Source organism: Planctomonas psychrotolerans, from assembly GCF_008642235.1.
Classification (GTDB): Bacteria; Actinomycetota; Actinomycetes; order Actinomycetales; family Microbacteriaceae; genus Planctomonas; species Planctomonas psychrotolerans.
On record NZ_SJEV01000001.1, the window covers coordinates 2513272 to 2531404 of the forward strand.

General features: G+C 70.2%; 19 protein-coding genes. 5 read left to right on the top strand and 14 right to left on the bottom strand.

Annotation, left to right across the window (positions count from 1 at the left end):
- Positions 1–95: 95 nt before the first annotated feature.
- Together EY822_RS11615 and EY822_RS11620 are read right to left on the bottom strand one after the other, a co-directional pair.
- Positions 96–536, bottom strand: a complete 441-nt coding sequence (locus EY822_RS11615; protein WP_150308397.1) for a Fe-S oxidoreductase — start codon at positions 534–536, stop codon at positions 96–98.
- Positions 517–1953 carry a dihydrolipoyl dehydrogenase family protein gene (locus EY822_RS11620; protein ID WP_150308398.1) on the bottom strand — a complete coding sequence of 479 codons (1437 nt, stop codon included), beginning with the start codon at positions 1951–1953 and terminating at the stop codon, positions 517–519. Before EY822_RS11620 ends, EY822_RS11615 begins: the two co-directional genes overlap by 20 nt.
- 86 nt (positions 1954–2039) lie before the next feature.
- On the opposite strand from EY822_RS11620, the gene EY822_RS11625 reads away from it, so the two are divergent.
- Positions 2040–2210, top strand: coding sequence for a CsbD family protein (locus EY822_RS11625; protein WP_150308399.1), 171 nt, complete (start codon positions 2040–2042; stop codon positions 2208–2210).
- A gap of 244 nt (positions 2211–2454) precedes the next feature.
- Here the strand turns inward: EY822_RS11625 and EY822_RS11630 are convergent, their stop codons facing one another.
- From EY822_RS11630 to EY822_RS11685, 12 genes are all read right to left on the bottom strand, one after another.
- A complete protein-coding gene (locus EY822_RS11630) occupies positions 2455–3282 on the bottom strand; it encodes a crotonase/enoyl-CoA hydratase family protein (protein WP_150308400.1) in 828 nt (275 codons plus the stop codon).
- Positions 3282–4133, bottom strand: coding sequence for an arginase family protein (locus EY822_RS11635; protein ID WP_150308401.1), 852 nt, complete (start codon positions 4131–4133; stop codon positions 3282–3284). Before EY822_RS11635 ends, EY822_RS11630 begins: the two co-directional genes overlap by 1 nt.
- A 64-nt stretch (positions 4134–4197) precedes the next feature.
- Positions 4198–4938, bottom strand: a complete 741-nt coding sequence (locus EY822_RS11640; RefSeq protein WP_150308402.1) for a PspA/IM30 family protein — start codon at positions 4936–4938, stop codon at positions 4198–4200.
- Positions 4939–4981: 43 nt separating this feature from the next.
- Entirely contained in the window at positions 4982–7030 is a 2049-nt protein-coding gene (locus tag EY822_RS11645) for a TPM domain-containing protein (protein ID WP_227497240.1), read from the bottom strand.
- Between the two features lie 191 nt (positions 7031–7221).
- Positions 7222–8115 carry a hypothetical protein gene (locus EY822_RS11650; protein ID WP_150308404.1) on the bottom strand — a complete coding sequence of 298 codons (894 nt, stop codon included), beginning with the start codon at positions 8113–8115 and terminating at the stop codon, positions 7222–7224.
- Positions 8108–8656, bottom strand: coding sequence for a sigma-70 family RNA polymerase sigma factor (locus EY822_RS11655; RefSeq protein ID WP_227497241.1), 549 nt, complete (start codon positions 8654–8656; stop codon positions 8108–8110). The genes EY822_RS11650 and EY822_RS11655 overlap by 8 nt, the downstream gene beginning before the upstream one ends.
- A 97-nt stretch (positions 8657–8753) precedes the next feature.
- The gene (locus tag EY822_RS11660) at positions 8754–9557 is read right to left on the bottom strand and encodes a DUF1206 domain-containing protein (RefSeq protein WP_150308406.1); all 804 of its coding nucleotides are present in this window, start codon (positions 9555–9557) and stop codon (positions 8754–8756) included.
- Positions 9558–9834: 277 nt separating this feature from the next.
- The gene (locus EY822_RS11665) at positions 9835–10575 is read right to left on the bottom strand and encodes a response regulator transcription factor (protein ID WP_150308407.1); all 741 of its coding nucleotides are present in this window, start codon (positions 10573–10575) and stop codon (positions 9835–9837) included.
- Positions 10576–10773: 198 nt separating this feature from the next.
- On the bottom strand, positions 10774–11328 hold the full coding sequence (locus EY822_RS11670; protein WP_227497242.1) for a histidine phosphatase family protein: 555 nt from the start codon (positions 11326–11328) through the stop codon (positions 10774–10776).
- A gap of 156 nt (positions 11329–11484) precedes the next feature.
- Entirely contained in the window at positions 11485–12183 is a 699-nt protein-coding gene (locus tag EY822_RS11675) for a tyrosine-protein phosphatase (protein WP_150308409.1), read from the bottom strand.
- Between the two features lie 120 nt (positions 12184–12303).
- Positions 12304–13014, bottom strand: a complete 711-nt coding sequence (locus EY822_RS11680) for a hypothetical protein (RefSeq protein ID WP_227497243.1) — start codon at positions 13012–13014, stop codon at positions 12304–12306.
- Positions 13015–13055: 41 nt separating this feature from the next.
- Positions 13056–14168: an AAA family ATPase gene (locus EY822_RS11685; RefSeq protein ID WP_150308919.1), complete on the bottom strand. Its 1113-nt coding sequence runs from the start codon at positions 14166–14168 to the stop codon at positions 13056–13058.
- Between the two features lie 89 nt (positions 14169–14257).
- Between EY822_RS11685 and EY822_RS11690 the strand changes: the two genes are divergently transcribed.
- From EY822_RS11690 to EY822_RS11705, 4 genes are all read left to right on the top strand, one after another.
- Entirely contained in the window at positions 14258–14707 is a 450-nt protein-coding gene (locus EY822_RS11690; protein WP_319803484.1) for a YchJ family protein, read from the top strand.
- A 9-nt stretch (positions 14708–14716) separates the two neighbouring features.
- Positions 14717–15328: a DnaJ family domain-containing protein gene (locus EY822_RS11695; RefSeq protein ID WP_150308410.1), complete on the top strand. Its 612-nt coding sequence runs from the start codon at positions 14717–14719 to the stop codon at positions 15326–15328.
- A 130-nt stretch (positions 15329–15458) separates the two neighbouring features.
- Positions 15459–16694 (top strand): MFS transporter, encoded by a 1236-nt coding sequence (locus EY822_RS11700; RefSeq protein WP_150308411.1) that lies wholly within the window; start codon positions 15459–15461, stop codon positions 16692–16694.
- 220 nt (positions 16695–16914) lie between these two features.
- The gene (locus tag EY822_RS11705) at positions 16915–18045 is read left to right on the top strand and encodes a fatty acid desaturase family protein (RefSeq protein ID WP_150308412.1); all 1131 of its coding nucleotides are present in this window, start codon (positions 16915–16917) and stop codon (positions 18043–18045) included.
- Positions 18046–18133: the final 88 nt, after the last annotated feature.

Here is an 18133-nt window from a genome sequence, read left to right on the forward strand (position 1 = left end):
TGCCTCGCCGCCAGGGGAGGCCAGGGAGGCAGGGAGCCAGGGGAAGCACGGGAGGCAGGCACGGCAGGGGAGTGGGAGTGGGCGACCCGCCCGACTCAGGACCCGGCTCCGCCAGCACCGCCGCCGCGCCGCGGTGCACCTCCGCGCACGGGGCGACGGACGTACCCGCCGCGCTCGAGTCCCGCCTCGATCTCGAACCTGTTGTGCAGCGGATCGCGCCCGGCGAGGCCGTAGACGAGGGGGAAGAGCAACCCGTACCGCTTCCACTGCCGCACGTGCACCGCCTCGTGCTGCAGCACCCGGCGTCCGTCGTTGTACCGGGTGAGATAGACGGCGCCGACGCATGTGCCGCCCCGACGGAACGCCCACGCCGGCAGGCCGCGACAGACGATGACGGTGCCGACCCGCCGCACGCGGCCCACGCTGAGCGGCACGCCGATCGCGAGGCCGACCGCGGTGGCGATGTAATAGCCCGCGTGCGAGATCGGCGAGTCGAGGAAGATGCGCTTCAGCACGTCAGGCCGACTGCCGCCCATACGCCTCGAGCAACCGCAGCCACACCTCGCTGATCGTCGGATACGCGGGCACCGCGTGCCAGAGCCGCGACAGCGGAACCTCGCCGACCACCGCGATCGTGGCCGCCTGCAGCATTTCCGCGACATCCTGACCCACGAAGGTGACGCCGAGGAGCACCTGACGGTCTTCGTCCACCACCGCGCGCGCGGTGCCGGCGTAGCCGTCGGCGTGCAGGCTGGCCCCGGCCACGTTGCCGATGGCGTAGTCGACGACCCGGATGCGGTAGCCGGCATCCTCCGCGGCCTTCGACGTGAGGCCCACCGAGGCGACCTCGGGATCGGTGAACGTCACCTGAGGCACGGCTGCCGCGTCAGCGGTGGCGACATGCGCACCCCACGGGGCGTCGAAGACCGGCGTGCCCTTCGCCCGGGCGGCGATGACGTCGCCGGCAGCCCGTGCCTGGTACTTGCCCTGATGCGTGAGCAGCGCCCGTCCGTTGATGTCGCCGACCGCGTAGAGCCACGGCTCGTCCGCGTTGACCTCGCCGCGGACGAGAAGAGTGTCGTCGACGTCCAGCCACTCGCCACCGGGAACACCGACGCTCTCCAGTCCGATGTCGTCGCTCCGAGGCGTGCGGCCGGTCGCCACCAGCACCTCGTCCGCCACCAATCGGGAGTCATCGTCGAGGGACAGCTCGACGAGCCCCTCGCCATCGCGTCGCGCGGACGTGGCGGACACCCCGAAGCGCAGGTCCACGCCGAGCTCGCGGAGTGCCTCCGTCACGATCTCGCCGGCGATCGGCTCCTGGCCCGCGAGCAGGGATCCCCGCACCAGCATGGTGACCGAGCTGCCGAGGCTCGCGTAGGCGGTGGCCATCTCGCATGCGACGACGCCGCCGCCGAGGATGGCGAGGCGTCCGGGGGCATGCTGCGCGCTCGTGGCCTCACGGCTCGACCACGGCGACACATCGGCGAGCCCGGGGATGTCCGGCAGCTTGGCGGCCGAGCCGGTGACGATGGCGACGGCAGCGGTCGCCGTGAGCGTGCTGACCGAACCGTCCGGCGCGGTGACCTCCACGGTCTTCGTGCCGGTGAGACGGCCGGTGCCGCGCACGAGGTCGATTCCCGCACCGGATAGCCAGTCGACCTGGCTCCCGTCGTCCCAATTACTCGTGAAGGAGTTGCGGCGAGCGAAGACGGCTGATGCGTCGAGCGCACCGGTCACGGCCTGCCGGGCTCCGTCGACATTCTGAGCCGCCCGCAGTGCGATTCCACTACGGAGCAGGGCTTTCGACGGCATGCAGGCCCAGTAAGAGCATTCGCCCCCGACGAGCTCGCTCTCGACCACCACCACTCTCAGTCCGCCTTGCGTGGCGCGGTCCGCGAGTACCTCGCCCACCGCTCCTCCACCGATCACAATGAGGTCGTAGCTCGTCATGGGTCGAGATTACCCCTGTCATTCGACCGTTCTCCGGCGTAGGGTCTGAGGAACCGTGAAAGTCGCGGATTTGAGGAGGTTTGCTTATGGGACTCGACGACAAGATCAAGAACGCGGCCGAAGAGGCTGCTGGCAAGGTCAAGGAAGCAACCGGCAAGTCCACGGACAACGAGAAGCTCGAAGCCGAGGGACACGCCGACCAGTCCAGCGCCAATGTCAAGCAGGCTGGCGAGAACGTCAAAGACGCTTTCAAGTAACCAGTCCGCGTTCCGTGTCGGAAATCTCTGACACGGTCAACGCTCTTCGGTACTGAACGTATTGGGAGGGCGATCCGTCTGATCGGGAAACCGGTCCACGGATCGCCCTCTTCGTTCGTTCTGCCTCCGCTTCCACCATCACCCGTGTCGGCGCCGGTCCGTGTCGGCGCCGGTCCGTATCGGCGTGGGCCCGTTCGCGACTAGCCGCGCCGCTGCCCGGACGACGCCGCGCCCGGGCGTCGTGTCAGCGGCCCACGAACTTCGCCGGCGTGCGGGACAGGAATGCCGCCATGCCGATGCGAGCGTCCTCGCTTCCGGCGAGGCGCACCAGCTCGGCCGGAAGTTCTGCTTCGGCGGCCGCGTCGCCCTCCCGGATCGCCCGGCGCGCATTGGTCAGCGTCGCCGCCACGGCGAGCGGGGCCTGAGCCGCGATCCGCTCGGCGAGAGCGATCGCTCGAGGCAGTTGATCGCCGTCGGGGACCACCTCCTGCACGAGTCCCATCCGGAGTGCCTCCGCGGCGTCGAACATGTCGCCGGTGAGCATCCACCGCATCGCGTTGCCCCAGCCGACCGCGCGCGGGAAGCGCAGGGTCGCTCCGCCGAAGGGGAGGATGCCGCGGCTCACCTCCACCTGCCCGAAGCGGGTGCTCTCTGCCGCGACCACGATGTCGCTCGCGAGGGCGAGTTCGATGCCGAGCGTCAGACACGTGCCCTGTACGGCGACGACGACGGGCTTGCTGAGAGTCCGTCCGTCCACCTGCCACGGGTTGATGCCGCCCTCGGGCACCATGTCGAGTCCACCGTCGGTGCCACGCCCGATGGCGGGGGCGATGTCGGCGAGGTCGAGACCGGCGGTGAAGTGGTCGCCGACGGCGTGCACCACCGCGACCCGGAGCTCGGGGGTGCGGTCGAACTCGCCATAGGCGAGGGCCAGTTCGGACAGCATCCGGAGGTCGGCGGCGTTGCGCTTGTCCGGACGGTTGAGTCCCAGGAGCAGCACGGAGCCGCGTCGCTCGACGAGCACGCGCGGTTCGGCGGCGACGTCGGAGTTGGTGTCGGGCGTGCCGGTCATCAGGCCGTTCCCGCCACCGCTGCCGTCGGCGCCGTGAGGGCACCGACCACACGGAGGATGGTGCCGAGGTCGTCGGACGCGGCGTCGGTGGAGGACGGCGCGTACTCCGTGATACCGGCACCGGCGAGCGGGAACTCGGCTCGCAGCGCCTTGATCGACTCCACGAGCGCAGCGACCGAGACGCCGAACGGCTCCGGGTACCCGACACCGCTCACCTCCGCGGGGTCGAGCACGTCCAGGTCGACATGGATGTAGGTCCGGGAGGCGCCGGTCGCCCGCACCGCCTCGACCAGGGCGGCACCGCCCACGTCGGCGGGGAGGATGCGGCGGATTCCGGCGGTGGTGATGAAGTCGCTCTCGGCGTCATCGGTGGCGCGGACGCCGGCCAAGACGATCGACCCCGCGCTCAGGCCCTCGCGCAGGACGAGGCCGGGCGCGCCATCGCCGAGCAGGGCCCGCAGCACCATCCCGTGGAAGGCTCCGGAGGGGGAGGATTCGGGGGTGTTCAGGTCGGCGTGGGCGTCGAACCACACGACGGCGGTGTCGCTGCCGAACGACTCGAGCGCGTGCTCGATCGCGGGGAACTCCACGCCGCAGTCGCCACCGACGGTGATCACGGGTTCCGGCGATTCGCGGAGCACGGCGAGAGTGGCGGCACGGATCGCGGTCAGGCAGGCGAAGCGGTGGATACCGGTGTCCTGACTCTCGCCCGCCTCCACCGGCACCTCCACGACGCGCGTGGCCTTCGAGGGCAGGTCGCCGCGGATCGCATTTGCCCCATCACTCAGTCTCATGGCCCGGGACGAACCCGAACCCTGCCATTGCGGTACGACGACGAAGGAGGCGGTCATGCGTCTCATTCTGCACGCATAACCGCCTCCCCGACATTCGGCGGGTTACCTGCCCGCCGGGCGTCTACGAACCGGACTCGATGGCGCTCGGCTGGCCACCCGACTTGAGCGCGGCCAGGCGGGCCTCCACCTCGGTGAGCTCACCGAGGTCCTCGAGGCTCTCGAACTGGGCGTCGAGGCTGGATGCCGCGAGTTCCTGCTGACCGCGAACCTTCGCCTCCTCGCGGCGGATCTTCTCCTCGAAGCGGCTCACCTCGCTGGTGGGGTCCATGATGTCGATGCTCTTGATCGCATCGTGCACCTGGGTCTGGGCCTCGACGGTCTTCGACCGGGCGATCAGCTCGTCGCGCTTCGACGACAGCTGACCGAGCTTCTCGCGCATCGAGTTGAGGCCGGTCTTCAGCTGGTCGACGACCTGCGTCTGAGACTGGATCATGGGCTCGGCGCCCTTCGCCTCGTTCTCCGCCGTCATCTGCTTGCCGAGCGCGACCCGCGCCAGCGCGTCGAACTTGTCGGCGTCGGCGGTGTTGCCGGAGCCACGGAGCTCGTCCGCCTTGCGGCTGGCGGCGAGTGCCTTGCGGCCCCAGTCACCGGCGGCCTGGATGTCCTCGCGGTGGTCGTCCTCGAGCAGTCGGAGGTTTCCGATGGTCTGCGCCACGGCGCTTTCGGCCTCGGCGATGCTGGCCGTGTAGTCCCGCACCATCTGGTCGAGCATGAGCTTCGGGTCCTCGGCCTGATCGATCAGGTTGTTGATGTTCGCCTTCGCGAGCTGCGCGATGCGTCCGAGGATGGATTGCTTTGACATGGTTTCTCTCTCTCGTGTTCGTGGATGTCGATGGGAAGAAAAGTCAGAAGGACCCGCCGCCGCCTCCGCCGCCGAAGCCGCCGCCGCTGCCGGACCAGCCGCCGCCGAAGCCGCCGCCACCCCCGCCTCCGCCGAAGCCGCCTCCGCCGAGACCGCCGCCTCCGCCGCCGAAGATCCCGCCTCCGCCCCCCAGCATGCCGCCGAGCACACCGCCGAGGATCGCGCCGGTGAACGCGTCGCCGCCTCCGACGCCGCGACGCCGCACGACGCCGCCTCCACCGAACCAGTCGTCATCGTCGCGGCGGTGCAGGTAATCGTCGAGGTCGCTCTGGGCCTCGCGGATCGCCGCGGACGCCAGCGCGCTCGAACGCTGCGCCGCCGCGAGCGCCGCCACGGGATCCGTTGCGGAGAGCATGTGGGCTTCGTCGTACAGTCGCTCCGCCTCGGCGAGCTGCTGACGGGCGTGCGGCCCCACCGCCCCGCGGCGGGTGGAGATGAAGTCGACCGCCGCGGACACCTGAGCGTCGGCGGTCTGCATGGCGCGGCCCAGCAGAGCGTGGGCCTTCTCGGTCTTCGCTCGCTGCTCCCGCGAGTCGGCGAGTGCGTCGTCGAGGCGCGCCTCCACCTCCTGCAATCGGCGCACCGTGGCGATCGGATCGGAACGGCCGCCGCCACGCGGACGGGCGGTGGCGATCACGTGCTCGGCCTCCTCGATCAGCGGGCGAAGGTGAGGCATCGTCGACGTGAGACGCCGGGCCTCGCTGATGTCCTGACGGACGTCGTCGATCTCCTTGTCGATCTGCTGCGTGGCCGTCTCCACACCCGTGGCCACCTTGTCCACGGCGGCGAGCAGCTGCCGGGACTGATCGATGCTCTGCTGCGCGGCCCGCACGGGGAGCGCGACGCTCGGTCCACCGGACTTCAGCGTGGAGGTGGCCTCGGATGCGCTTTCCATGGCGAAATCGAGCAGCTTGCGGGCCTGGTCGATGTTGCCCGCGACGCTGGCGATGGTCTCGCCTTCGTACTGCTGCGACATCCGGGCGAGGGTGCGCTCCGCCTGACCGATGCGCGTGGACACCGCCTCCGCGTCGGAGACGATCGCGTTGAGAGTCTTGGGGGCGTTCTCGTCGATCGATCGGAGCTCGTCGAACGACTGCGCCTGCTCCTCGAGCTCCGCGTTCGCCGCCTCGGTCAGTTCGATGATGCGGTTCGTCCAGTCGAACCGCTCCTGGTCGGTGTCGGGGAACGCGTCTTCGAGCTGCTGCTTGAGCGTGAACGCCTCGCGCACCTTGGTGCTCGCGCTCGCCAGAGCCTCCGCGTACGGGCGGGTCACTTCGGAACCGAATTGCGCCACCGCGAAGCCGAGCTCCTGCTGACTCGTCTTCAGTGCGTCGTCCATGTGCACGAGGAGAGTCCCGGCACGCTGGTCGAGGGCCTGCTGCTCGCGCTCGGCGGCCTCGACCTTCTCCCGCTCCTTGCGGCGCTTCCGCCGTGCGGCGACCGCGAGCATGATGACGCCGACGAGCACGACCACCAGGAACAGGCCGAGGATGAACAGCAGGCCGCCGAGACCGCTGCCCGAGGACGTGGCCGGGTTCCCGCCGTCGCCCCCACCCGAGGAGAGGGTGCCGTTCACGGCGGCTTCGATGCCCTGCGCGGCGGCGATGGCCGCACCGGCCCAGTCGTCCTCGCGAAGTTCGGGCAGCACGTACTGGGTGGAGATCTGATTGGTCTGACCCGAGAGCGGGGTGCCGTCGGGTGCGGACAGCTGATACACCCGGGTGTCGACGGCGACCGCCAGGATCACGTTGTTGTCGCCCAGCTGATTCAGCTCGGCGGTCGCCTCGACCCACGCGTCACGGTCGGCGGGGCTTTCGAAGCTGTCGACGTAGGCCACGTACAGTGTCTGGTCGGTGCTGGACAGGAGGTCGTCGAGCGCCGCCTGCACCTCGACTTCCTGACTACCGAGAACCCCGACCGTGTCGACGATGGTCCCGCCGTCGAAGTCGACCGGCGCATCGGCGGCGGCCGCCAGCGGGACGGAGACGAATCCCAGCACGAGAAGCACCGTCAGCAGCAATCTCGATCGCACCAAAAATCTCCTCACAGCGGTATCCGTACGGGATCAAGGCTATCGGGATGCACCTTGCCGTGAGCCCTGCCCGGGGAACTGCGGCCCGACCATTGACCGGGCGGCCGCACTGCGCTAACGGCCGGCGTCGTGCGGTGCGTTGTCGCGCTACCGCGGAGGGCTGATCCACCGCGGAGAGCACCGGTACCGCGTCATTCGACGGTGATGGGAGTCGCCGGCCCGCTCACCACGTCCGGTGCGGAGCCCGCTGCGGCGTCGGCGTCGCGAATGAGATAGAAGATCGCGGTCAGCTGGTAGGTGCCGGGGTGGAGCGCCGGCAGGTCTTCGCGGAACGATTCTCCCGACTCGTCCTCCTCGGTGCATCGCACCGGGGTGATGCTGGCGGGGAGGTCCATCGAGGCGCCCGGCTCGAGGTCGATCTCCTGGGCGAGCATGATGTGCGGTCCGTTGCTGTGCCACACGGTGATGCCGTCGGCGGACACCGTGATGGCGGGGCGTGCGCCGGTGTACCCCGTGACCCGTTCGGTGCCCGTGTTGGTCACCGTGACCGACCCGGGAACCGGCTCCGTTCCGCTCGGAATCCGATCGGGGAATACGGGTGTCGCGACGAGACCGGATGCGGCCGGGGCGAGCTCCGCCAGAGTCCCGCCGCAGGGATTGATCTTCTCCGGCGGAGCGAGGCTGATCGCTTCGCCGGGCAGCGAGCCGCCCGCCGCGCCGTTCGTTCCGGACGGCGAACCCGCGTCGGTGCCCGCCGGAGAGTCGGCGCCGGTCGAGTCGCCGCGGTCCGCCGTTTCCCCGGTGGAGGCGTCACCGTTCGACAGCACGGCGGTCGGCGTGACGGACTGTGCCAGCGAGACCCCGGCGAAGCCGATGCCGGCGATCGCGAGTACGCCGACGCCGCCCGCGGCGAGCTGACCGGGCAGCCGTCGACGTCGGCTACGGGCGAGCACCGACCGCATGTCGACCGGGGGAACGGAGCTCCGCGCGGCATCCGACAGCACGTCCTGCACCGATCGCGTGCCGGAGTCGGCACCGCCGGAGCGGGCGCTGCCGGGGTCGACGGGGTGGGGGGACTCAGGCATGGTCTGCTCCGTTTCGTGCACCGTGGGTGGACAGGGCATCGTCCGGCACCGTCATTGCGGCGTTCAGCTTCGCGAGTCCGTCGCTCAGATACCGCTTGACCGCGCCGGAGCTGATCCCCAGCCATTCGGCGATGTCGTCGACCTTGAGGTCCTCGTAGTACCGCAGAACGATGCAGGCGCGTTCCCGCGGGGACAGACGGAACAGCTCGTGCTGCAGGTCGAGTCGGGTGTCGGCGGTCGTCGACGGCGGCGGATGCTCCTCGGGGCGGGCGGCCAGGTGGGCGATGGAACGCCAGCGCGACGACCGTCGTCCCCGGTCGAGGTAGGCGTTGAGGATGGCGCGGCGCACGTAGGCCTCGGCGCTCGTGACCGTGAAACCATTGCGCAGTCGACCGAAGGTCTTGACCAGTGCATCCTGCACGAGATCCGCCGCGTCGTCGGTGTTCCCGCAGACGAGGTAGGCGTAGCGGGTGAGGGCGTCGCCGCGTCGCTCCACGAGTTCGCGAACGATCGATTCCCAGCGCACCGTCGACGTGCTCACCCCTCGTTCCCCTTCCGGTGGCGGTGATTCCGCTCCGTGCGGCATCCGCCCTCACTATCCATGACGACGCTCGAGCCGGAAACGTTGGGGCCGACGCTCAGAGGCGGGCGGTACGCGCTCGGACGAAGCAGTAGACGCCGTAGGCGACCAGACCGATCCCCACCGCGACGAGGATGGCCGTACCGAACGGCAGTTCGGCGAGCGACCGCAGTGCCCCGTCGAGGCCGGTGGCCTCGGCCGGGTCGGTGGTGACGGCCGCGACGCCGAACAGCACGCCGACCACGGCAACGGCGATGCCCTTGGCGATGTAGCCCGCCTGGCCGAGTCGCTCCGTTGCCGACCCCACGGTGCCGGAGGGGGTGCGGATGTCCTCGAGGAACTTCTTCGTCGCGCCCTTGTAGATGAAGTACAACCCGACGGCGACCACACCGAGGCCGACGAGGAAGAGAAGGATCACGCCGCCGGGCGTGCCGAGGAGCTGGGCGCTGAGGCTCTGCGTGTCACCCGAGCTGGACGACGAGCCGCCGGTGGCGAACCGGAACGCGGTGACGGCGATCGCCAGGTAGGCCACCGCCTTGCCTGCCTCCTTGGCACGCTTTCCCCACGCCTTCTTGGTGTCCGGGTCGCTCACCCGGAAGACCTGGGTGATCTGCCACAGTCCGAGGGCGGCGAGACCGACGACGACGACCCAGAGGAGGAATCCGCCGCCCGGTGTGCTCGCGAGTCGGCCGAGGGCTCCGGACTGGTCGGCGGACCCGCCGCCCGCCGTGGTGGCGATGGTGATCGCGATGGCGCCGATGATCAGGTGAAGCAGCCCGTTGACGGCGTAACCGAGGCGGGCCAGCATTTCGAAGGCGTCACTGCTCTGCGCCTGTCGGGCGGCGCCGCGGGGATTCGTCATGGTGCCGAGCATATCGATGCGGAGCGTCCGCCCGGCCTTCGGCTCGCTGATCGACGGCGAGGCGGGGTTCCGTCTCCGGTGAGGTGCCGGTCTCCTGCGGACCAGGGTAAGCAGCAGGGTCGGGCACCTCACCGCGACGGGTGCGCCCCGCCAACCGCGGATGCGTGGGTGGTGGCGGGGCGCGAGTCACGTCGGGTCGCACTCTGCAGAAGTCTTCGGAACCGGCATCCGATCGGTTTGGGGTCAGGCGGGATTCTTTTTCTCGTGTTGCGTGTCGTCACTCCGCCATGCGGTAGCCGAGCCCCCGCACGTTCTGCAGTGACGGGGCGCTCGCGGGCGATGACGCGTCGTCGAGCTTCCGGCGGAGTCGTGCGATCAGGACCCGGATGGAGGCGATCCCGGCCGAGTCCCCCTCTCCGAACAGCCCGGCCAACTCGCCCACCGGCAGCACGCGCGGATGCTCGACCATCATGCGTTCCAGGAGCACGAACTCCTTGGGCGTGAGGTGCACGGGGTCGCCGTGGACGTCGACGCGGTGCGCCACCGGATCGAGGGTGATGGCACCGAGTCGTAGGACGGCGTCCGTGGGCTCCGACCGCGAACCGATGCCGTGCAACACCGTGAGCAGTTGGTCGCCGTTGAAGGGCAGGGCGATCAACGCGCGAGCCCCGAGCGCGAGCGCGTCGAATCCCCGCCGTTCGCTGTCGGTGCTCGAGGTGAGGCCCACGAGCACCGGCACGTTCCCCCAGGCGGTGAGCGCTTCCACGAAGTGGAGCACGTCGACGCCGACCATGTCGGTGGGGGCCACCACCATCGAGGGGGCGCCGGTGACGGCCCCGATCAGTGCGCGTGCGCCGTCCGCATACGGCAGAACGTCGATGTTGCGGGTGAGCAGTGCCGCCGCGTCCTCGTGCGTCGGTCCGCTCGGCGAGTCCACCACGAGAACGCGTCGGGGCCGAAGCGGTCGCGGGTGCGACGGATGGCGCATGTCCCTGCCGACCTGCCGAGCGGTGGTCATCCCGATTCCCGGCACAGCCGGTCGCGGAGTGCGACGATCGGGGAAGCGGGGAGCACGGTGATCCTTGCCGATGGGGTCGCGGAAGCGACGAGACGTGAGCGGGCCCAAGGTCTTCCATCCAAGAACACCGCCGTTAACAATCGGTGAACGCGGCGGAAATGCGTAGCCACAAGTGTCGGGCCGAGTGGGACGTCCGAGTCAGCGGGGAACGTGATCCCCGGCGGGCAGGCTCAGCGTCCATGCGGACGACCTCCGCTCGAGCAGCACGACCTCACCGTTCGCGATGCGCGGCACCTCGTGGCCGAGCAGGGCGGCGATGCCGGAGCGGAGGAAGCCGCCGTGGGACACGATCACGAGGTCGTCGTGTTCGGACGCGAGCCGCTCGAGCGCTCGCTCGCTGCGGGAGGACAGGACCGTGGTGCTTTCGCTCCGGGGGTAGTCCCGGTCGGGCCAGCGCTCGTGCGCGTCCGTCACCGACACTCCCTCCGCTTCGCCGTAGTCGCGTTCGAGGAGTGCGTCCACCGGGTCGAGGAGGGGCGCGTGCGCGGTCGCGGCGATGATCCGTGCCGTGTCGTGCGCCCGGACGAGCGGAGAACTCACCACCGCCGACCAGCCGCCGCCAGCGAGCAGCCGGCCCGCGGCATCCGCCTGCCCCCGACCGATCTCGTCGAGAGCGATGTCCGTTCGGCCCTGGATGCGCCCGGCGGCGTTCCACGCTGTGCGACCGTGACGGACCAGCGCGAGCCGGGTCACGAGGGAATGCCCGTGGTGTCGGGGAGGCGGATTCGTGCGGCGGTCACCCGCCGATCGTACGCGAGCGCGCGGCACATCTCGGCCGACGCGGACGCGCTGCACCGGGCACGGGGGGCGAGGCGGGCGCGGGGTGGGACGATTGTCCGGCTCGCACGATCAGGCGTCCCCACCGTCGGTCAGTCTCAGCCGCAGTGCGGAGAACTGGTCCGGCGTGAAGCCGTGCCGCAGGAGGTAGGCGTGCGGTCCGCCGAACTCGTCGAGCACGCCGAGCGCGTGCAGCATGGCCTCCGCCGGACTGTCCAGCTGCAGGCGACGCTCGTCCCGCCTCGCGGCGGGGTCGAGCGTCAGCGTCGCCAGGAGCGCGCTCACCATCGCCCCACGCACCGGTTCCACGGCCGGCGCGGAGAGGGCGTAGTCGGCGACCACCTCGTCGACCGTCCAGCCTGCGACGAGGAGGGCGAGCGCGATGACGAGGCCGGTCCGGTCCTTGCCGGCCGTGCAGTGCACCAGCACCGGGAACGGGGAGTCGGCGATCTCCGCCACGGCGGCGGTGAGCTCGCGACCGCGCGAACGCAGGAGCTGTTCGTACACGTCCTCCAGCCGACCGGTGAGCGGACCGCCGGACGGGCCGTAGAGCGGCACCCGGCGCACGGGAACCGAATGAGCGGCGATGCCGCGCTCGTGGTCGTCGCGGAGGTCGAGGACGAGTCCGATGCCCAGTTCGCCGAGCATCCGGCGACCGTCGTCGGTGAGCGTGTCGAGGGCGGCGGATCGGTAGAGCCAGGGCTGATCGGGACGCCCCACGGACCTGGTGTTGTACGTGCCGTCGAGAACCACGTCGATTCCGGTGATCATCGGTTCGCTCCCCGCCCCGCGCTCGCGCGCACTCCCCGGCGGTTCCGCCGTTCCGGAAGGATCGGTCACCCGGATGAACGGGGGGTGTCGCGGCAGCGACGTACGGCCGAACGGTGGCCGTTATGTCGGAGCCGGCTCTTCGGACCGCCGCTGTGCACGGGCGTAGGACGGCTCGCGGAGGCGATGGGTCCATCCGTAGGTTGCCGCTCCGGGGGGCGGGGAGGCGAGGGGGACGAAGCGGAGCGCGTCGTCGTCGACGGGTCCAGCCCCGGCGCTCAGGGTGAGCGTGGCGAAGGGCCGCCACCGACCACCGGGGGTGGCGTGCAGAAGCTGCAGCGTCCACGGCTCGATCGCGAGTCCCACGGCCTGCTCGGCAGGGTCGGTCGGCAGATGGGGGCCGCTGATCGTGCGAGCCGCGATGAGCACCGGGCCGTTCGTGCCCCGATACGGCAGCACCGAGCTGAAACGGGCGGCGGTGGGGGACAGGTGCGCCGCGAGCAGGAAGCGTGCCGGTACGCCAAGACCGGTGGACGACAGCAGGATGTCGGCGGGCCCGCCCGATGCGCTACTGCGGAGCGCCAGCCCGTAGATGTCGGGGAGGCGGCGGGGGAGCCCGATCGACCGGGACAGGCGCGCCAGCACGTCCTCCGCCGCTCCCACGGGCTGATCGATCCAGGCGATACCGGACGGTGCACCGCGCGGATGCCACGCGATGGTGCCGGTGATCACGACGCCGTGCGGATGGATCGGCCGCGGGCGGCGCAGCGCCATGATCCCGGCGATCACCGCGCGGAGGGCCTGACCTGCAGCGTTCTGGATGACGGTGCTCATGTGTCGACCCTAGGTTGCGCGACGGTCGGGTGCGGCCACTCTCATCGCTTCGGCCACGTCCACCGCGGTGCGTCGAGCAACCCTTCGCCGGCGACCGTGGTCACCCCGCCGGTCTTCACGAGTTCGAGCGTGCGGGCGGACGGACGGAGAGCACGCATGAGGTCGGCCGAGTGCGTGACGACCACAACCTGCGAGCGCTCGGCGGCGTCGGCGACGAGCGCGGCGAGCGCCGGCATGAGGCTCGGGTGCAGACTGGATTCCGGCTCGTTGAGCACCAGCAGACCGGGGGGTCGGGGGGAGAGCAGCGCGGCGGTGAGGAGCAGGAAACGCAGCGTGCCGTCCGACAGTTCGGCTGCGCCGAGGGGCCGTCGAAGACCCGGCTGGCGAAGTCCGATGCGGCAGGTGCCGTCCTCGTCCTCGGTGAGTTCCAGCACCGACCCGTCGAAGGCGGTATCGACGGCCGCCCGGAGCGCACGCGCCTCACCGATCCGATCGATCGTGGCGAGGGCCCCCGCCAGGTCGTTCCCGGTGGCGGCGAGCACCGGGGTGAACGTGGCAAGCCCGGGGCGGCGCACCGCGGCATCCGCGTCCGTGCGGAAGGAGTCGTAGAACCGCCAGCGCTTGGCCTGCTCCCGCAGCGCGTAGAGCTCGGGCGTCTCGGCGGGATCGGCGAGCGCCGACAGGATCGACTCGTGCTCGCCGAGCCGCCACTCGGCGGTGTGCCAGTCGCCGTCCGCGTCCCGCGTCCGCACCCGGTTGCCCTGCCGGTCGGCGACGAGGGTGGCGGGTCTCAGCACCTCACCCGACCAGACGGCCTCCGTCTTGATCTGCGGATCGAGACGGAATCCGGATGCGTCCGTCGCCTGAGGAAGGCCGAGGTCGATGGCGTAGGAGTAGTCGTCGCTCGCGAAGCCGAGCCGCATGGCGACCGGCGATGCGGATCGTTGGCCGGCGTGCAGCGCGGAGCGCATCCCACCCTCGCGTGCCAGCGTCGGAATGGCACCGTCGCGAGCCAGTTCGGCGAGCAGGCGGAGCGCGCGGTAGAAGCTGGTCTTCCCGCTGCCGTTCGCCCCCGTCACCACGGTGAGCGAGCCCAGTTCGGTCACGACGTTCGAGAGCGAGCGGTAATTCTCGATCGCGAGGGTGCGGATCACGGAAGGCCCCGGCATGCGTCCAGCCTACGACCGCCCGGTTGGGGCCGATCGGGGCGGCGCCTCGCTCCGCGATCGGCTAACGTGCCGCCATGGTCGTTCCCGAAGTACCGGATGTTGCAATGCCGGCATCGGCGAACGCTCCGCGGCAGGTCGGCCCCGACTGCTCATGCTCGAGCGGCTCCCCGTACGGGTCCTGCTGCGGTCCGGTGCACGCGGGGGAAGCGGCCGCCACGGCGCTCGCCCTCATGCGGTCGCGTTTCTCCGCCTTCGCGCTCGGCCGGAGCGATCACCTGCTGTCGTCGTGGCATCCCGACACCCGGCCGTCACCCCGCGAGCTCGACCTGGACACCTCGGTGGAGTGGCGCCGGTTGCAGATCGTCGACACGGTCGCAGGTGCGCCTGATGACGACGAGGGCGTGGTCGAGTTCCGCGCGTCGTTCCGGAGGGACGGACGTGCCGGACTGGTGCACGAGCGCAGCCGCTTCGTCCGCGTCGACCGACGCTGGGTCTACCTCGACGGAGACCCGCGGGAAACCTAGGCTTGGTGCATGGCGAGCAGGAAGGACCCCGACGACGTCCGGCTCAAGGTCGCGCGATACCAGGTCGACCGGCTCACGGGCGGGGCGGCGGAGAACGAGGACGCGGACACCGCGGGCCAGCCCACGGGGGACCAGCGGGCGCAGTACGTGCGCGTGGCCATCGAGCAGGCCGAGCGCCGTGGTGACTTCGACAATCTGCCCGGTTCCGGAAAGCCGCTCGCCAATCTGCATCAGGCCTACGATCCCGACTGGTGGATCCGCCGCAAGATCGAGCGGGAGAAGCTCACCGGTCTCGGTCCGCCGGCGCTCACGCTCCGCAGCGAGGACGCCGGCCTGAACGACCGACTCGACGCCGCGTCGTCGGAACGGGCCGTGCGGGAGATCCTCGAGGAGTTCAATCGACGGGTGGTCGACGCGCGGCGACAGCTGCAGGGGGGTCCACCCGTGATCACGCCGACGCGGGACGTGGAGCAGGCCGTCGTCGACTGGCACGAGCGCCGACAGGAGCGTTTGCGGCTGGCGGACGAGGAACGCGAGCGGCAGGCCGCCGAATTGGCCGCCATGACCTGGCGAGAACGTCGGCGGGCCAGGCGACGCGCCCGATCGGAACGCGAATCCTGAGCTCCGCCTCATCATCACCCGTCCGGGGATCCCGTCCGGGCCGGAACGCCGAGCGGGACGCCACGCAGGCACGGGGTTGATTCCCGCCGGACGGGGAATACTGGAGAACCCGCAGCGTCGATGGAGGGTCATGACTGACGGCTCCGTCTTCCGCAATCGGGACTTCCGCTTACTGCTTCTCGGCCAGACCACGAGTCAGCTCGGAGCCCAGGTGAGCGGCGTCGCGATCCCGCTTCTCGCCGTGCTCGAACTCGGGGCCACACCGGTGGAAGTCGGCCTGATCGCCGCCTCGTCGACTCTGGCGTTCGCCGTGATCGGCCTGCCCGCCGGTGCCTGGCTCGACACCCGCCGCCGCCGCCCCATCCTCATCGCCAGTGACCTCATGCGTGCGGGACTGCTCGCCACGATCCCGATCGCGGCGCTCTTCGACGCGCTCAGCATCACGCAGCTCGTGATCGTGTCTCTCCTGTCGGGGTTCGCCCGGGTGTTCTTCGATGTCGGCTACCAGAGCTACCTTCCCACCGTGGTCGGAAAGCAGAAGCTTCTGGTGGGCAATTCGTCGATGGAGACCATCCGCGCCTCGGGTCAGGTGGTCGGGCCGGGCTTCGGCGGACCGCTCGTCACCCTGTTCGGTGCCGCGAGCGTGGTGCTGCTGCAAGGCATCACCTTCGCCGTGTCCGCGATCTCGCTCGCCGCTATCCGCACCCGCGAGATGCCGCCCGTGCCGCCCCCGGCGCACGCGTCCTTCCGTGCCCAGGTGTGGGAAGGTCTCACCTTCGTGGCGGGCAATCCGATTCTGCGGGCCACCGCGATCGCCAGCGCGGCCGGCAACTTCTCCTTCGCCATCTCGTCGGCGGTGACGGTGATCTTCATGGTGCGGGTACTCGACCTGTCCCCGACACTGATCGGTCTGGTGGTCGCGGCCGGATCGGTGACCGTGATGGTCGGTGCGGCGATGACCCCGCGCTTGTCCCGATGGGTCGGGTCCGCGCGCATCATCTGGCTCGTGCTCGCGGTGACCGGGCCGATCACCCTGCTGACCCCGCTCGCCCAACCGGGCTGGTGGGTGCTGCTGCTCGTCGTCGGCATGGCCGTGGGGGAGTTCGGTCAGATCGTGTACGCCATCACCAACGTCAGCCTCCGTCAGCGGCTCTGTCCCGACCGGATGCTGAGTCGGGTGACCGCCACGATGCGATTCCTCATCATGGGCCTGTTCCCCCTGGGGGCGATGCTCGGCGGCATCCTCGGCGAATGGTTCGGCCTGCGCGCGACCCTCTGGGTTGCCGGCCTGCTGATCGTGCTGTCACCGGTGCCGCTGTACCTGGCGCTCCGTCGGGTGCGCGACGTGGATGAGCTGCCCGACTGACAGGTGCGCGAGGTCGCACCGGGGGAATGAGGGAACGTGAACTCCCGCTCGGGATGTTCGCGTTCGACCGCCCCTCCGACAGCCGGCCGCCGGATGACGCCCGAATGGTATCCGCGGGCCCTTGTCGTCGCCCGAGGGCCGACGTAGGGTCGAGCACACGCCCCAGTCCCCGGCCGACATCCGTCCCACGCACCACACGGACCTCGATCGGGGTAAGGACATGACCACACTCGACAGCGCCGTTCCCGTTCCGCAACCGGTTTCGGAGCGCGCACCGGAGCGGGCCCCGCACCGGTCACGGCCCGGCACGGCACGGGAAGCGAGCGAGTTCACCGAGCTCGCTCATCGGATCACCTCGGCGGGACTGCTCCGTCGACGGTACGGCTACTACTGGTCGAAGCTCGCCGTCGTGCTCCTCCTGCACGTGGCCGCCGTCGTTCTGTTCGTCCGCATCGGCGACAGCTGGTGGCAGTTGGGGACGGCGGTGCTCTTCGCCGTGCTCTACACCCAGACGGCATTCCTCGGTCATGACGCGGCCCATCGCCAGATCTTCGTCTCGGGGAAGTGGAACGACTGGATCAGCCTCGTTCTGGCGAACCTGCTCGTGGGGCTCAGCTACGGCTGGTGGCAGCACAAGCACACGCGCCACCACGCCAACCCGAACAAACGCGGGTCCGACCCCGACATCGAGCTGCCCGTTCTCTCGCTCACTCCCGAGCAGGTGTCACGCCGCCGCAGCCGGCTCACCGGCTGGGTTCTCGCGCACCAGGGGGCGTTCTTCTTCCCGATCCTGTTCCTCGAGGGACTGTCGCTGCACGCGTCCAGCATCCGCCGGGTGCTCGCCCGCGAACCGCTGAAGCGGCGAGGGTGGGAGATCGCGTTCCTGACCATCCGCATCGGCGGCTTCCTGGCTCTGGTGTTCTGGGTGCTGTCGCCCGGGGTGGCGGTGGCGTTCCTCGGTGTGCAACTCGGAGTGTTCGGGTTCTACATGGGCTGCACCTTCGCCCCGAACCACAAGGGGATGCCGTTGGTGCCCGCGTCGATGCGGCTCGATTTCCTGCGGCGGCAGGTGATGATGAGCAGGAACATCCGCGGCAATCGCGTGCTCGACGTGCTGATGGGCGGGCTCAACTACCAGATCGAGCACCACCTGTTCCCCTCGATGCCCCGCGTGCATCTGCGGCGGGCAGCTCCGATGGTGGCGGCCTACTGTGCCGACCGGGACATCCCCTACGCGGCGACCGGCTTGTTCGAGTCGTACGGGATCGTGCTCCGCTACATCAACCGGGTGGGACTCGGCGAGCGGGATCCGTTCGACTGCCCGCTGATCGCGCAACGCCGATCGATCTGAGAGGCCCGCGGAATCGGTGCGGGCGGGATCCTGCCGCTCCGGATCCCGTCCCGCCGGGCGACGTACTCCGCGGGCGTATCGTGTCGGC

Excerpts from the sequence above, each read along its gene's own strand:
- EY822_RS11615 (WP_150308397.1), bottom strand. The coding sequence starts at position 536 with ATGGGCGGCAGTCGGCCTGACGTGCTGAAGCGCATCTTCCTCGACTCG.
- EY822_RS11620 (WP_150308398.1), bottom strand. The coding sequence starts at position 1,953 with ATGACGAGCTACGACCTCATTGTGATCGGTGGAGGAGCGGTGGGCGAG.
- EY822_RS11625 (WP_150308399.1), top strand. The coding sequence starts at position 2,040 with ATGGGACTCGACGACAAGATCAAGAACGCGGCCGAAGAGGCTGCTGGC.
- EY822_RS11630 (WP_150308400.1), bottom strand. The coding sequence starts at position 3,282 with ATGACCGGCACGCCCGACACCAACTCCGACGTCGCCGCCGAACCGCGC.
- EY822_RS11635 (WP_150308401.1), bottom strand. The coding sequence starts at position 4,133 with ATGACCGCCTCCTTCGTCGTCGTACCGCAATGGCAGGGTTCGGGTTCG.
- EY822_RS11640 (WP_150308402.1), bottom strand. The coding sequence starts at position 4,938 with ATGTCAAAGCAATCCATCCTCGGACGCATCGCGCAGCTCGCGAAGGCG.
- EY822_RS11650 (WP_150308404.1), bottom strand. The coding sequence starts at position 8,115 with ATGCCTGAGTCCCCCCACCCCGTCGACCCCGGCAGCGCCCGCTCCGGC.
- EY822_RS11660 (WP_150308406.1), bottom strand. The coding sequence starts at position 9,557 with ATGACGAATCCCCGCGGCGCCGCCCGACAGGCGCAGAGCAGTGACGCC.
- EY822_RS11665 (WP_150308407.1), bottom strand. The coding sequence starts at position 10,575 with ATGACCACCGCTCGGCAGGTCGGCAGGGACATGCGCCATCCGTCGCAC.
- EY822_RS11675 (WP_150308409.1), bottom strand. The coding sequence starts at position 12,183 with ATGATCACCGGAATCGACGTGGTTCTCGACGGCACGTACAACACCAGG.
- EY822_RS11680 (WP_227497243.1), bottom strand. The coding sequence starts at position 13,014 with ATGAGCACCGTCATCCAGAACGCTGCAGGTCAGGCCCTCCGCGCGGTG.
- EY822_RS11690 (WP_319803484.1), top strand. The coding sequence starts at position 14,258 with ATGGTCGTTCCCGAAGTACCGGATGTTGCAATGCCGGCATCGGCGAAC.
- EY822_RS11695 (WP_150308410.1), top strand. The coding sequence starts at position 14,717 with ATGGCGAGCAGGAAGGACCCCGACGACGTCCGGCTCAAGGTCGCGCGA.
- EY822_RS11700 (WP_150308411.1), top strand. The coding sequence starts at position 15,459 with ATGACTGACGGCTCCGTCTTCCGCAATCGGGACTTCCGCTTACTGCTT.
- EY822_RS11705 (WP_150308412.1), top strand. The coding sequence starts at position 16,915 with ATGACCACACTCGACAGCGCCGTTCCCGTTCCGCAACCGGTTTCGGAG.